Origin of the sequence: Aliirhizobium wenxiniae (assembly GCF_014201355.1) — a bacterium.
GTDB classification, from domain to species: Bacteria; Pseudomonadota; Alphaproteobacteria; order Rhizobiales; family Rhizobiaceae; genus Neorhizobium; species Neorhizobium wenxiniae.
Window position 1 is genome coordinate 413,382 of sequence record NZ_JACHEG010000002.1, and the last position, 13,976, is coordinate 427,357.

At 59.0% G+C, this 13,976-nt stretch carries 12 protein-coding genes; 9 read left to right on the forward strand and 3 right to left on the reverse strand.

The features are described from left to right. Positions 1–32 precede the first annotated feature (32 nt). The gene (locus HNQ72_RS09970) at positions 33–1,697 is read right to left on the reverse strand and encodes an electron transfer flavoprotein-ubiquinone oxidoreductase (RefSeq protein ID WP_183992098.1); all 1,665 of its coding nucleotides are present in this window, start codon (positions 1,695–1,697) and stop codon (positions 33–35) included. A 399-nt stretch (positions 1,698–2,096) separates the two neighbouring features. Between HNQ72_RS09970 and HNQ72_RS09975 the strand changes: the two genes are divergently transcribed. The 3 genes from HNQ72_RS09975 (at position 2,097) to HNQ72_RS09985 (ending at position 4,098) form a co-directional block, all read left to right on the forward strand. Then, positions 2,097–2,885 (forward strand): SDR family oxidoreductase, encoded by a 789-nt coding sequence (locus HNQ72_RS09975; RefSeq protein WP_183992100.1) that lies wholly within the window; start codon positions 2,097–2,099, stop codon positions 2,883–2,885. A 137-nt stretch (positions 2,886–3,022) separates the two neighbouring features. Continuing rightward, on the forward strand, positions 3,023–3,226 hold the full coding sequence (locus HNQ72_RS09980; RefSeq protein WP_183992102.1) for a hypothetical protein: 204 nt from the start codon (positions 3,023–3,025) through the stop codon (positions 3,224–3,226). 158 nt (positions 3,227–3,384) lie between these two features. Beyond that, positions 3,385–4,098, forward strand: coding sequence for a DNA helicase (locus tag HNQ72_RS09985; RefSeq protein ID WP_183992104.1), 714 nt, complete (start codon positions 3,385–3,387; stop codon positions 4,096–4,098). 44 nt (positions 4,099–4,142) lie between these two features. Here HNQ72_RS09985 and blaOXA read toward each other — a convergent pair whose 3' ends face one another. Then, on the reverse strand, positions 4,143–4,967 hold the full coding sequence (gene blaOXA, locus HNQ72_RS09990) for a class D beta-lactamase (protein WP_183992106.1): 825 nt from the start codon (positions 4,965–4,967) through the stop codon (positions 4,143–4,145). A gap of 231 nt (positions 4,968–5,198) precedes the next feature. Here blaOXA and HNQ72_RS09995 point away from each other — a divergent pair, with 231 nt between their 5' ends. From HNQ72_RS09995 to HNQ72_RS10015, 5 genes are all read left to right on the forward strand, one after another. Further along, entirely contained in the window at positions 5,199–5,906 is a 708-nt protein-coding gene (locus tag HNQ72_RS09995) for a hypothetical protein (protein ID WP_183992108.1), read from the forward strand. Positions 5,907–6,053: 147 nt separating this feature from the next. Next, the gene (locus HNQ72_RS10000; RefSeq protein ID WP_183992110.1) at positions 6,054–6,938 is read left to right on the forward strand and encodes an aminoglycoside phosphotransferase family protein; all 885 of its coding nucleotides are present in this window, start codon (positions 6,054–6,056) and stop codon (positions 6,936–6,938) included. A gap of 246 nt (positions 6,939–7,184) precedes the next feature. Continuing rightward, on the forward strand, positions 7,185–8,477 hold the full coding sequence (locus tag HNQ72_RS10005; RefSeq protein ID WP_183992112.1) for an Hsp70 family protein: 1,293 nt from the start codon (positions 7,185–7,187) through the stop codon (positions 8,475–8,477). A gap of 38 nt (positions 8,478–8,515) precedes the next feature. Beyond that, positions 8,516–9,397: a uracil-DNA glycosylase gene (locus HNQ72_RS10010; protein ID WP_183992114.1), complete on the forward strand. Its 882-nt coding sequence runs from the start codon at positions 8,516–8,518 to the stop codon at positions 9,395–9,397. 177 nt (positions 9,398–9,574) lie between these two features. Further along, a complete protein-coding gene (locus HNQ72_RS10015; RefSeq protein WP_183992116.1) occupies positions 9,575–9,766 on the forward strand; it encodes a hypothetical protein in 192 nt (63 codons plus the stop codon). A 183-nt stretch (positions 9,767–9,949) separates the two neighbouring features. On the opposite strand, the gene HNQ72_RS10020 is transcribed toward HNQ72_RS10015, so the two are convergent. After that, positions 9,950–10,888 (reverse strand): DMT family transporter, encoded by a 939-nt coding sequence (locus tag HNQ72_RS10020; RefSeq protein ID WP_183993074.1) that lies wholly within the window; start codon positions 10,886–10,888, stop codon positions 9,950–9,952. A gap of 354 nt (positions 10,889–11,242) precedes the next feature. Between HNQ72_RS10020 and pepN the strand changes: the two genes are divergently transcribed. Continuing rightward, positions 11,243–13,891, forward strand: a complete 2,649-nt coding sequence (gene pepN, locus HNQ72_RS10025) for an aminopeptidase N (RefSeq protein WP_183992118.1) — start codon at positions 11,243–11,245, stop codon at positions 13,889–13,891. Positions 13,892–13,976: the final 85 nt, after the last annotated feature.

The following is a 13,976-nucleotide window of genomic DNA, read 5'->3' on the forward strand; positions in this document are numbered from 1 at the left end:
TGCACGAGGCATTCTCGCAACCGGACCGAAGATCACATGTTCGGATAGACCGGTCCCTCGCCTCCCTGGGGCGGTACCCAGTTGATGTTCTGGTTGGGGTCCTTGATATCGCAGGTCTTGCAGTGGACGCAGTTCTGGGCGTTGATCACGTAGACCTCTTCCCCATTCTGCTCGCGCCATTCGTAGACCCCGGCCGGACAGTAGCGGGCAGAGGGACCGGCATAGACGTCGTGCTCGGAGCGCTTCTGCAGATCCATATCCTTGACCTTGAGATGGACCGGCTGGTCTTCCTCGTGATTGGTGTTGGACAGGAAGACGGAAGACAGTCGGTCGAAGGTCAGAACACCATCCGGCTTCGGATAGTCGATCTTCCTGTGCTTCGCCGCCGGCTCGAGCGACTGGGCATCGGTCTTGCCGTGTTTCAGCGTGCCGAACAGCGAGAAACCGAACAGCTGGTTGGTCCACATGTCCAGACCGCCGAGCGGAATGCCGATCAGCGTGCCGAATTTCGACCACAGCGGTTTGACGTTGCGGACGCGCTTCAAATCCTTGCCGATCGGGCCTGAACGCCATTCGTTTTCGATCTCGACCGGCTCGTCATTGGCGCGGCCGTCGGCAATTGCAGCCGCGATCTTGTCAGCGGCGAGAATGCCGGAGAGCACGGCGTTATGCGAGCCCTTGATGCGCGGCACGTTGACGAAGCCTGCCGAGCAACCGATCAGCGCGCCACCGGGGAAGGAGAGCTTCGGCACCGACTGGTAACCGCCCTCGGTTATTGCCCGAGCGCCATAGGAAATGCGCTTGGCGCCTTCGAAAGTCGGCGCGATTGCCGGATGGGTCTTGAACCGCTGGAATTCCTCGAAGGGGAAGAGATAGGGGTTCTTGTAGTTCAGGTGCAGGACGAAGCCGACAGCAACGAGATTGTCTTCCAGGTGATAGAGGAAGGAACCGCCACCGGTCTTCATGTCGAGCGGCCAGCCAAAGGAATGCTGGACGAGACCCTGTTTGTGGTTCTGCGGCTTTACCTCCCACAGTTCCTTGATGCCGATGCCGAATTTCTGGACATCGCGATCCTTTTGCAGATCGAACTTCTCGATCAGCTGCTTGGCGAGCGAACCACGTACGCCCTCCCCGATCAGGGTGTATTTGCCGAGCAGCGCCATGCCGCGGGTATAGTTCGGGCCTGGCTCGCCATTCTTCTCGATGCCCATGTCGCCGGTGGCGACGCCGATCACATTGCCTGCATCGTCATAAAGCACCTCGCTTGCGGCAAAGCCCGGATAGATCTCGACACCGAGTTCCTCCGCCTTGGTCGCAAGCCACCGACAGACATTGCCGAGCGAGACGATATACTTACCGTGGTTGTTCATCAGCGGCGGCATGGCGAAGTTGGGCAGTCGGACGGAGCCTGCTGGCCCTAAGAACAGGAACTGGTCGTCGGTGACCTTGGTCTTGAACGGATGCCCCTCCTCGTCCTGCCAACCCGGCAGGAGCGCGTCGATGCCGACCGGATCGACCACCGCGCCGGAGAGAATATGGGCGCCGACTTCCGCGCCCTTTTCCAGCACCACGACGGTAAGATCAGGATTGATCTGCTTCAGCCGGATTGCAGCGGACAGGCCGGCCGGGCCGGCACCGACGATCACGACGTCGAATTCCATCATCTCCCGTTCGGGAAGTTCCATCTCTTCGCTCATTCCATATGCCTCCGCCTTGGCGGGATCCCCTTTTGTCACATTACTCCTTGGCAAATGCCAGGAAGGTTGTCGAGCCGAGATGCGACACCGACTGACCAGACACGAAGACCCACTCCCTTATCTGCAGGACAAATAACGTTTACGTCAACGTCAAAATGCCACACAATCCTCCAAGCCCTTGTTGTCATACAACCTGACAAGTCGCAAGCTCTCTTCGAGACGGGATATCCGTAAAGTCAAACCGCACCGCAAGCCAAGGCCTCATGCACCATTGCGTCCTAAAGCCGCCCCGCTTCGTCCGACGCCTGGTCGAGCCGATCAGAGGCCGGATCAGGCTTCCAATGTGAGCCGCGGCCATTATAACCGCATGCACAGACAACATCGTCACAGGAGAACGGAATGGATCTGGGAATTTCGGGCAAAAGGGCGCTTGTCCTCGCCTCTTCGCGCGGCTTGGGCCTCGGCATCGCAACGGCGCTCGCCAATGAAGGCGCCAATGTTCTCCTGGTGGGGCGTTCGGGCGACAAGCTTGCCGAAAATTGCAAGACGATCAACGCAGCCGGCAAAGGCAAGGCCGATTGGGTCTGGGGCGACCTTGCCGACGATAATTTCGTCGAGGCCATGGTTGAAGCGGTCAAAGAAAAGCTCGGCGGCATCGATATCCTCGTCAACAATACCGGAGGCCCGACGCCCGGCGGCACGCAGGACATGAGCGCCGACAAGCTGGACACCTTCTTCCAGTCAATGGTGCTCAGAGTAATTTCGCTCACCAACGCGCTTCTGCCGCAGATGAAGGAACAGGGTTGGGGCCGCATCCTGACCGTCGCTTCTTCCGGCGTCATAGAGCCGATCCCGAATCTCGCCCTTTCCAACACGCTGCGCGGCGCGCTGGTCGGCTGGAACAAGACGCTTGCAACCGAAATCGCCGGCTCCGGCGTCACCGTAAACATGCTGCTTCCGGGCCGTATCCTGACGGACCGTATCGAGGAACTGGACGGCGCCAATGCCAAGCGGCTGGGCAAGAGCCTTGAAGAAATCCGCGAAGCTTCGGTAAAGACCATTCCGGCCGGTCGCCTCGGCACGGTCGAGGAATTCGGCGCGGCGGGTGCCTTCCTGTGCTCGGAACCCGCAAGCTACATTACCGGCACGATGCTGCGCGTCGATGGCGGCGCGGCAAAGTCGCTCTGAAGATATCGGGCCCGGTGAACAGCCGGGCCTTTTCATCTGCGGAGGTCGGTTTGCCGCATCCGTGACCGCCACCCGGCATTGATGGCAGCCGCATTCGCCATATCTTCCTGCCTATGGAAGGACATGAGAGAGCGGCAATGCGTTTGATCAGGCTTATCGCCGGTATTTTCGGTTTTCTCGTCGGCGTCATCGGGCTTGTCTGGATCGGCCAGGGCACAGGCGTGTTCCCCTACCCGCGCTCCAGCTTCATGATAAACCAGACGCCCTGGATCTTCTGGGGATTGCTGGCAACCGTCATCGGCGTTCTCATCGTCTGGGCATCGCGCCGCTTCCGGATCTGACGGGCTTCGGCTATCATCTGATTCCGGCGCGGCCCGCGCCTCCCCCCTCCGACCGGGAAAGCAGATTTCATGCCGGGCACTGGCGATTTCAACCGACTGTCCGGGCAGCTGCAAAAGGAGGGATTGCGAATATTGCTCGCATCAGGAGGTTTTCGTCGATGAAACTTTCGGCACCCATCTATCACCTGAAGCGCAAGGCCAAGGCCCTGTCGCGCCAACAATCCATTCCTCTCAATGCCGCGCTCGATCGTATCGCACGCGGCGAAGGCTGCGAAAGCTGGAGCCTGCTTGCGGCGCGCCATGCCGCGGCGTCTCCGGCCAGCGAACTGTATCAACAGCTGAAACCGGGCGATCTTCTCCTGATCGGCGCAAGGCCGGGGCTCGGCAAGACGCTCATGGCGTTGGAACTGGCGATCGAGGCGATGAAGACAGGCAGCCGCGCCTTCTTCTTCACGCTGGAATATACGCAGGCGCAGATCGCCGACCAGTTCCTGCGACTGGGAACGGAGCTTTGCCGTTATGGCGACCGGTTCGTTTCGGATTGCTCCGACGGGATCAGCGCCGATTACGTCATCAAGGCCGCGGAAGATGCTGCCCCCGGCACATTGATCGTGATCGACTATCTGCAATTGCTGGATCTGCGGCGCTCGACGCCGCCGCTCGATCTACAGGTTTCGGCACTTCAGTCCTTCGCAAGATCAAGGGGGCTGGTCATCGTCTTCGTATCGCAGATCAGCCGAAGCTATGATCCGCAAGGGAAGCCGTTTCCGACGCTGGAAGACGTGCGACTTGCCAATCCGCTGGATCTGGCCGCATTCGACAAGACCTGCTTCCTCAACGAAAGCGGCGTGCGTTTTCAGGCAAACGCCTGACAGAATATGCGAGCCGGGTCGATACTCCCGGCTCGCATCCGATTTCAATTCGGCCGACCGGAAGCCAGTTTCGGCAGATCCGCAATCAGGCCGTCACGAACGGTGAAGCTGATCGGCTGATCGGTATGCCGCTTGTTATCCAACAACATGCGGGCAAACACGACCTTTTTGCCGCCCTTCTCTGCCCAACCGACGAACCAGCCGAGCGGGCGGTTGCGATCCGGCTTGCCCTTGGCATCACGCAGCCATCCAGCGCCCGTCTTGCCATGAACAGTCCAGCCGTCGCCGGCCGCAAAAGTCGGCACGATCGCCTGCGTCATCGTCACGGCCTTTGCCGAAATCGGTAGCTTGCCGGTGATGAAGCGCCGCAGGAAACTCACCTGCTGGTCGGGCGATATTTTCAGCGATGAACTCAGCCAGGATTCCGTCAGCCCGTCGGTTCCGCCCGGTCCGCCGGCAACATCGCGGTTGCCGTAGTCGAAGCTGCGGACATAGTCGGCAAAGGCCTGTTTGCCGAGGCGGCGGGTGATCTCCTGCGAATACCAGACGATCGAGTCCTTCTCCCATATGGTCGGATCGGTCGCCTTCCGCTCCCGCTCGGAGCGATTGAACTTGGCCTGGTATTCCCAGCGGGGATTATGATCATCCACAAGAATACCCTTGTCGTATCCCATCATCGCCAGCGGCAGCTTGAAGGTCGATTGGGGATAGAAGGCCTGATCACATCCGCCCTGCCGGTGGATGACCACGCCGGTATCGACATCCAGAATGACGGTGCAGTGCACCGGCTCGGCGGCGCGAGCGGGGGCCGAGACAGAAACGGCGGCAGTGGTGAAAAGAGCGAGAAAAGAGAGCGTTCCGGGGTTCACGGCAGATCAACTCCATGCATTCGACAAGAGCCTTGCGATAGACATGAGCGACCCGGCCAAAACATGGCAGAGCAGGCATCCGGACCATGCCTTCAACAACATGAGAAATCTATCATTCAATCATATTTTCAGATGCTTAAATATTGATTTTATTTGTTCTTCGCGCGTTGAAGCCGCTTCAATCCGAAGCTGCTAGAGGCCGCTCCGCATTCGTTAACAGCGGAGAATATAGTGTTTCTCGAAGGTATTTTCGGTGGCGGAAGCCAATCCGGTTCACCGAGCCAATCATCGCCATCGTCCGGTTCTTCCGATGTGAAGGACGACGAAACGACGACTGGTAAAAACAACACGGCACCATCAAGCGGCAGCCAGTCCGACACAGTCGAAAACTACTCACCGGAAGAAACCGATGACGGCACCTATGGCCCGATGCCGCCTGCCGAAGCGGGAACGGACGAGCCGGTAGACGAGAGTGCCTCTCAGCCTGCGGACGAGGCCGAGGTCGAGGCAGCCCATGCGGCAGACGGCGATGTTCCAACCGATGAAGCCGTCGCCGAGCACTCCACCTCTGATGAACCTTCGGCACCGACCGAGGACGATAGCATGTCGGGCAGCGAGCCTGATGCGGACGCATCTGCCGGTCAGGTGGACGGTTCAGCGTCAACAAGCGCACCCACGGCAGGTTCGGGTGTCCGTGATTTCGTCACTCCGCTGCTGGCCGATCTTCAGGCGATCAGCCAGCGTTCCTCCATGAAGGCCAATGAGGACGTCTCCGCCAGCCAGCGGCGCGCTGCGGCCAATGTGCATGACCAGATGATCCGGCAGATGCTCGACCAGATCTCGGCAACCGGCACCAGCGGTTCCTCGACACAGCTGTTCAAAAGCAAGGACGCCGAACAAACGCAATCCCTGCAGGCCCGCTGGTATGCCGAAGCCTGACCGACCCGATCAAGATCGGGCCGAAGCAAGGGGCGCAGCATCTGCGCCCCTTCTGCTATCGGGAAATGTAATCGATGTCTGCTATCGGCCCGAAGCGGACAAAGGATGTCATGTGGACGTAACTGTAAGTTGCTTTAACCAGACATGATGCACCAAGATGACCTCCCCGTAACAGATGTGCTGATCCATCAGCTTTTAGAGAGGCACACGCCTCAGTGGGCTAACTTGCCTTTGGATCGGGTAACTTCGTCCGGCACCGATAATGCGTTGTATCGCATTGGCGATGAATTAGTCCTTCGGATACCGCGAAGAGAAAGTGCGGCCCTTTTGGTTTCAAAGGAGCTGGATTGGTTACCTCATCTCGGGGGATTGCCCTTGATGACACCAACCCTCCGGTATCGAGGGCGCGTTGATCTTGGTATGGATTGCGAGTTCGGAATATTCGATTGGATGGCGGGGAACATCGCCATCCCCGCAAACATCGCAGACGCCGACGAGGCTGCAATCTCATTGGCAAACTTTTTGAAGGCTCTCCATCTTAAACCAACGGCAGGCGCACCGATTGCAGGGCCAATCAATAAACTACGAGGCATTCCTCTCGCAGAGATATCTGAGCGCACCCTTCCGGCTATTGAAATAGTGTCGGATGAAATCGATGCAAAAGTGGCTGTGGAACTTTGGAACGAAGCCCTCGCGGAGAAATATGACGCCCCACCCGTATGGTTGCATGGCGACCTCAAGGCAGACAATCTTCTGACCGTTGGCGGAAAACTGGCGGGGGTTATAGACTGGGGTCTATCTGCGGTAGGAGACCCTGCGGCCGACTATGCAACCGCGTGGTCTTGGATGCAGCCATCTGCCCGAGATGGCTTCAGGAGCGTTTTGGGCTTGAGTGAGGGCGAATGGCTTCGGGGCAAAGCTTGGGCATTGTATGGAGCGGTGATTGCGCTGAGCTATTACCGTGGCGGCAAGAACGAACCGCTATGTGAACAATGCCGACTTACGCTGTCGCGTTTGGACCTGATGTGTTGACCGCTCGTGGCGCCTAGCGGACATCCACTTCTGGCTGAATTTACAATCGAACCCGCCAGCGCCGCAGCGCTCACGATTGATGGCGTCCGGCACGTAATTCCGCATCTCCCCCCCTTCCCGCTTGCTTTGGCGCCTAGCCTGTGGCATCAGGCGCGCTCTCAAAAAGGGCGAGGCAGCGGCTTCGCCCTTATCGCGTCCGGGAGCGTCCCGGCTCAATCATTTTTGCAGACCACAAGGAGCACGGCCATGGCACGGGCGCTCGGGCTTGATTTCGGCACGACCAATACCGTTCTGGCGCTGGCAGACAGCGGCAGCACTACCCATTCGATGCAGTTTTCGAGCAGCGCCGGCGAGACGGATTCGATGCGCACGGCGCTCTCCTTCATGAAGGATGCCCAGCTCGGCGCTCAGGCACTAAAGGTCGAGGCCGGACAGGCGGCGATCCGCCAGTTCATAGACAATCCGGGTGACGCCCGTTTCCTGCAGTCGATCAAGACCTTTGCCGCAAGCCCGCTCTTCCAAGGGACGCTGGTCTTTGCCCGTCGTCACACGTTCGAAGACCTGATGGAAGTGTTTCTCAAGCGGCTGAAAAATTATGCGGACGGCCATTGGCCAACAGAGGTTTCGCGTCTGGTTGCCGGCCGGCCGGTGCATTTTGCCGGCGCCAGCCCGGACGAGAAGCTTGCGACGGATCGCTATAACGAGGCGCTGACACGGCTCGGTTTTCCCGAGATCCATTATGTCTATGAACCGGTCGCAGCCGCCTATTACTTCGCCCAGACCCTGAAGACCGACGCCAATGTTCTGGTCGCCGACTTCGGCGGCGGTACGACGGACTACTCGCTGATCCGCTTCGAACGCGTGGCCGGCAAGCTGACGGCCAAGCCGATCGGCCATTCCGGCGTGGGCATTGCAGGCGACCATTTCGATGCGAAGATGATCGAACATCTGGTGGCCCCGGAAATTGGCAAGGGCACGTTCTTCAAGAGTTTCGACAAGCTCTTGGAAGTGCCATCGAACTACTACGCCAATTTTGCGCGCTGGAACCAGCTGTCAATCTTCAAGACGACCCGCGAGTTCAACGACCTGAAGTCGCTGGTGCGCTCGGCGATCGACCCGGACAAGCTGGAACTGTTTATCGAACTGGTCGAGCATGACGAAGGTTATCCGCTCTATCAGGCGATCTCGGCCACCAAGATGGCGCTTTCTTCCGCGGAAGAAGCCGAGTTCAATTTCGCACCGCTCGGCAGGGCCGGCAAGAAGATAGTCAAGCGTGCGGATTTCGAGACCTGGATCGCCGACGATCTGGCAAAGATCGAAGGCGCACTGGACGATGTGCTGACCAAGACGAATACCGCACCGGCCGAGGTCGACAAAGTGTTCCTCACCGGCGGCACCTCCTTCGTTCCCGCAGTGCGCCAGATCTTCACCCGGCGTTTCGACGCATCGAAGATCGAAAGCGGCGGTGAGCTTCTGTCGATCGCTCATGGTCTGGCTCTGATCGGAGAGAGCGAGAATGTCGGTGAATGGGCGGCGTAAGGCTTTCCTGCGAAGTTCGGCTTCGTTAAGGTGAAAGCATGAACGCCGCCTCAGACCTCAATCCGGCCGAACTTGCCGCGCTTCTGCATTTTTATGCGGATGCGGGCGTGGAATGGCTCGTCGACGACGAACCTGTCGATCGGATTGCCCAGTTCGAGGCGCAGAAGGCGGCAAGGGCTCAGGCAAAAGCCCCAGCGAGTGCCAGGGAGCGCAGTCCGCAGGACGGCGCATCTTCGGCTTCGAATGGTGGGAGTGCGCCCTCGCGGCGGCCGGGTGCTGCCGCCCCTCCCCCGGCAACCACGGCACCGGTCTCCGTGCCGGCCGGGCAGGCGGTGGAAGCCGCGCGTTCGGCGGCGAATGGTGCCGGCTCACTGGCCGAGCTGAAGACGGCGATCGAGACATTCCACGGCTGCAACCTGAAGAACAGCGCCCGCTCGACTGTGTTTGCCAGCGGTGATCCGACTTCCGGGATCGCGATTATCGGGCCGATGCCGAATGCGGACGATGATCGAGATGGTGCCCCCTTCTCCGGTCGGGCCGGAGATCTTCTCGACCGGATGCTTGCAGCAATCGGCCTTTCGCGCGAGGGCGTGCTGATGACCAATGTCATTCCCTGGCGCCCGCCGGGAAACCGCATGCCGTCGGCGGCCGAGATGGATATCTGCCAGCCTTTTATCGAGCGCCAGATCATGCTTGCCCGGCCAAAGGCGCTGCTGCTGCTCGGCAACTTCCCGGCCCGCTTCTTCATAGGCGGCAATGGCACGATCCATACGATGCGTGGAAAGTGGCAGACCGTGAGCTTTGCAGGCATGGAAATCCCTGCCCTTGCGACATTCCATCCGCAGGAGCTTCTTGCCATCCCTGCCAACAAAGCCCTGACCTGGCAAGATCTGTTGGCCTTTCAACACGGGCTTCAATAGCCGAAATTGCACATATTTCATGCAATCAAGCTGACGAAATGCAATTTATTACCATTATGTGAAGCAACCCATGCGAGAAACGCATGGCAGCGTGGCGTTCTGCCACATTGCTGAATCGGTGCATTTTAGCAATATTACTAATGTCTTGGGAGGGACCCAGACACAAGGACTAGACCAATGACCACCCGCTTCCGCCCGATCCATTCGGGTTTTGAAACACTTCGCGCCGCAGGCGTCGGCCCGCGCTCCACGCAGGGCTATCACAGGTTCGGCTCGGCAACCAACGAGCAGATCACATCTCGCGCCATGGTGCGCCCGGGTGGCGTTTCCCGTCCTTCGGCCATGTTTGCCGATTTTCGCGAACGTTGAGGAGGATGTGCGATGAGATCGATATTTAGTCCTCTTCGCACTCTCCGTGAAAACTTGCGTCAGATAAACGCCGCCGTAAACGCATCTCGTGAATTTTCCGAGGCAAGCAGGACCCGAGGCGAAGCGATCGGTTCCGTCAGTCCGCTTTCCGGCATCCCGCTCTGATTTTCAAATCCCTGGTTCTCATGCACCCGGCGGAGAGGCTTTGCGCGCGGCCCTGCGCTCCAGCCCAAGCTGGTGTTCGCGGTAGATGATGAAGATACCGGCCGAGACGGTGATTGCGGTACCAATCAAGGTATTGATCGCCGGGATATCACCGAACAGCGTGTAGGCAATCGCAATTCCCAGAATGATTGACGTGTATTCGAAGGGCGCGATCGTCGAGACGTCCGCGTGACGATAGCTTTCCGTCAGCAGGATCTGTCCTAGCCCTCCGAAAAATCCCGAGGCGATCAGGCATAGGCGCGCGTAACCACTCAGGGAAGACCAGCCGAAGGGCAGGCTGATGATCGAGAAGATCGCCGCGGTCAGCGAGAAATAGAGCACGATTGTTGCGGTCTTTTCCGTCTGAACGAGTTGGCGTACCTGGATCATCGCAAAGCCGCCCATGACGGCTCCCAAGAGCACTGCCATCGCGCCCATTGCCTGCTCTGACCCCATGCCATCACCACTGAACATGGTCATCTTGGGCCATGAAATGATCACCACGCCGACCATGCCGATAGCAACCGCGGTCCAGCGATAAAGCCTGACGGTCTCCTTGAGAAATACCGCGGCAAAAATGACGGCGATTAGCGGCATAGAATAACCGAGTGCAATTGCGTCGGGCATTGGCAAATGCACCAGGCCATAAAAGCCGCATATCATGCCCATGATGCCGAGCACGCCGCGCTTGAGATGACCCGACAGGCTATTCGTATGGAAGGCGTGAAACAATTCCCGCCGAAAAGCCAGATATCCCATGATCGGAACAAGCGCGAAAGCCGATCTGTAGAAGGTGACCTGCCCCGCGGGGAGATCCGGCCCGGCTGCCTTGATGCAGGTCTGCATCATCACGAATACGACAACAGACAATACTTTCAGCATAATCCCGTGCAGGGGATTTCGGGCATCGGGGGCCATAAGGGAACTCATTGGGGTTCAGGCCTTGGGCCTTGATCCGGAAGTAGGCGGGGTGGATTCGCAAGGACATTAACGCAAAAGTGGAGCGCCGTGTGTGAAAATTGACGAAAGTTCGCCAGTGCGCCAATCGACGCAGCCGACAGCCAGATTTGCGATCTTTTGCCTACAGCCCCGAAATAGCGCTGTATGAAAATCGATCACTATACTGACAGTGCGACACTTTATTTTAGCCGCGGTTCAACAATCGTTTAGCATTGAATGTAAATATGCCCGCGGCGCGGGGGCCAAACCAGTCTTTTCGGGGACAGGTCTCACGTCGTCACGTCCAGTCGTTAAGCCGTTTCAGGAAACATCATGCGAACAGATACGGGCCAGATCGTGCATCTGGCGGATTACCGCCCCACTGACTTTGTTCTGGAACGGGTCGACCTGACGTTCGAACTCGATCCGACCAATACAAAGGTCGAGGCCCGATTGATCTTCCATCGGCGCGAAGGCGTCGACGCATCGCTGCCGCTGGTCCTGGATGGTGACGAACTTAAGCTTTCCGGCCTGCTGTTCGACCAGAAGGAAATGCCGGCAAACCAGTATGACGCGACGCCGGAAAGCCTGACGATCCGCGACCTGCCGGCAGAAAGCCCGTTCGAGCTTACGATCACCACCTATATCAATCCGGAAGCCAATACCCAGCTGATGGGTCTTTACCGGACCAACGGTGTGTATTGCACACAGTGCGAGGCCGAGGGCTTTCGCCGCATTACCTATTTCCCCGACCGCCCGGATGTTCTGGCGCCCTACACGATCACCATCATCGGTGACAAGACAGCCAACCCGGTCATGCTGTCGAATGGCAATTTCCTCGGCGGCGCCGGTTATGACGAGGGCCGCTCCTTCGCCGCATGGTTCGATCCCCATCCCAAGCCGGCCTATCTCTTCGCACTGGTCGCAGGCGATCTCGGCGTGATCGAAGACACGTTCGAGACGATGTCGGGCCGCGAAGTGACGCTGAAGATCTACGTCGAGCACGGCAAGGAGCCACGTGCCGCCTATGCCATGGATGCGCTGAAGCGCTCGATGAAATGGGACGAAGAGCATTTCGGCCGCGAATACGATCTCAACATCTTCCAGATCGTCGCCGTCTCCGATTTCAACATGGGGGCGATGGAGAACAAGGGTCTCAACGTCTTCAACGACAAGTACGTGCTGGCCGACCCGGAAACCGCGACCGACCAGGATTATGCGAATATCGAGCGCATCATCGCGCATGAATATTTTCACAACTGGACCGGCAACCGTATCACCTGCCGCGACTGGTTCCAGCTTTGCCTGAAGGAAGGCCTGACGGTCTATCGCGACCAGGAATTCTCTTCCGACATGCGTTCGCGCCCGGTCAAGCGGATTGCCGACGTGCGTCATCTGAAGTCCGATCAGTTTCCGGAGGATGGAGGCCCGCTGGCGCATCCGCCGCGCCCGGACAGCTATCGCGAGATCAACAACTTCTACACGATGACGATCTACGAGAAGGGCGCCGAGATCACCGGGATGATCGCGACCATTCTTGGACGCGACAACTTCCGTAAAGGCATGGACCTCTATTTCGAGCGCCATGACGGACAGGCTGTCACCGTTGAGGACTATGTAAAATGCTTCGAGGATGCGAGCGGTCGCGACCTCAGCCAGTTCTTCCGTTGGTATGTTCAGGCAGGAACGCCGCTGGTCAGCGCCTCGGGCGCCTATGATGGCGCCGCCGGCACCTTCACGCTGTCGCTCGAACAGACGACACCGGCAACGCCGGGTCAGCCGAACAAGGAGCCGCTGCATATCCCGCTCTCCTTCGCGCTGATCCTCGACAATGGGCAGATCGCCGAGCCGAAATCGGTTACCGGCGGAGAAGTGACAGGTGACGTGCTGCACCTGACCGAGCGTAGCCAGAGCTTCACCTTCTCGGGCGTCTCGTCGCGGCCGGTTCTGTCGCTCAACCGGTCTTTCTCGGCACCGGTCAATCTGGCATTCGAACAGTCGCCGGAAGATCTCGTCCATATCGCCCGCCATGACAGCGACCTGTTCTCACGCTGGCAGGCCCTGACCGACCTTGCCATGCCGAACCTGACGCAGGCGGCGCGCGATGCGCGTGACGGCAAGGATGTGAGCTGCGATCCGGCATTCGTTGCAGCCCTTCTGGAATGCGCCGGCGATGCATCGCTGGAACCCGCCTTCCGGGCTCAGGCGCTGAACCTGCCGAGCGAGGCCGATATTGCCCGCGCGCTTGGCGGCAATAACGATCCCGACGCGATCCATGCCGGCCGCAAGGCTGTGCATGAAGCAATCGCCAAGGCCGGAGAGGAAATCTTCGTCCGCCTTTATAACGAGATGAAGGTCGAAGGTGCCTATTCGCCGGAAGCCGAGGATGCAGGCAAGCGCTCGCTGCGCGGCGTCGCCCTCTCCTATCTCATGTATGCCGAAAACAGCCCGCAGCGTGCTGCAGAAGCTTTTGCCGCTGCCGACAACATGACGGACCTTGCGCAGTCGCTGACGCTGCTTGCGCATCGCTTCCCGGATGTCTCGGAGGCAACGGCTGCTCTCGCCAGCTTCCTCACCCGTTTCGACGGCAATCCGCTGGTCATCGACAAGTGGTTCTCGATCCAGGCGACGATCCCCGGCGTCGATGCGCTTGAGCGGGTCAAGGCGCTGATGGAAAACCCGCGCTACAACGCGGGCAATCCGAACCGCGTGCGTTCGCTCGTCGGCACGTTCGCCTTCGGCAATCCGACCGGCTTCAACCGCGCCGACGGCAAGGGCTACGACTTCCTCGCAGACCAGATCCTTGCGATCGATCCGAAGAACCCGCAGCTCGCCGCGCGCCTCCTTACCTCGATGCGTTCCTGGCGTTCGCTTGAACCTGTGCGCGCTGAAAAGGCACGGTTGGCGCTTTCGAAGATCGCCAAGGCATCCAACCTTTCGACGGATGTCGGCGATATCGTTGAGCGCATGCTGAAGGACTAACACTCTTCTGACCCGCAGTGCTTTATGCGCTGCGGGTCACACTTTAAACGCTTGCCACATTTTTGGCCGCGTTTGACACATTTTG

Excerpts from the sequence above, each read along its gene's own strand:
- HNQ72_RS09970 (WP_183992098.1), bottom strand. The coding sequence starts at position 1,697 with ATGAGCGAAGAGATGGAACTTCCCGAACGGGAGATGATGGAATTCGAC.
- HNQ72_RS09975 (WP_183992100.1), top strand. The coding sequence starts at position 2,097 with ATGGATCTGGGAATTTCGGGCAAAAGGGCGCTTGTCCTCGCCTCTTCG.
- HNQ72_RS09980 (WP_183992102.1), top strand. The coding sequence starts at position 3,023 with ATGCGTTTGATCAGGCTTATCGCCGGTATTTTCGGTTTTCTCGTCGGC.
- HNQ72_RS09985 (WP_183992104.1), top strand. The coding sequence starts at position 3,385 with ATGAAACTTTCGGCACCCATCTATCACCTGAAGCGCAAGGCCAAGGCC.
- HNQ72_RS10000 (WP_183992110.1), top strand. The coding sequence starts at position 6,054 with ATGCACCAAGATGACCTCCCCGTAACAGATGTGCTGATCCATCAGCTT.
- HNQ72_RS10005 (WP_183992112.1), top strand. The coding sequence starts at position 7,185 with ATGGCACGGGCGCTCGGGCTTGATTTCGGCACGACCAATACCGTTCTG.
- HNQ72_RS10010 (WP_183992114.1), top strand. The coding sequence starts at position 8,516 with ATGAACGCCGCCTCAGACCTCAATCCGGCCGAACTTGCCGCGCTTCTG.
- HNQ72_RS10015 (WP_183992116.1), top strand. The coding sequence starts at position 9,575 with ATGACCACCCGCTTCCGCCCGATCCATTCGGGTTTTGAAACACTTCGC.
- HNQ72_RS10020 (WP_183993074.1), bottom strand. The coding sequence starts at position 10,888 with ATGGCCCCCGATGCCCGAAATCCCCTGCACGGGATTATGCTGAAAGTA.
- pepN (WP_183992118.1), top strand. The coding sequence starts at position 11,243 with ATGCGAACAGATACGGGCCAGATCGTGCATCTGGCGGATTACCGCCCC.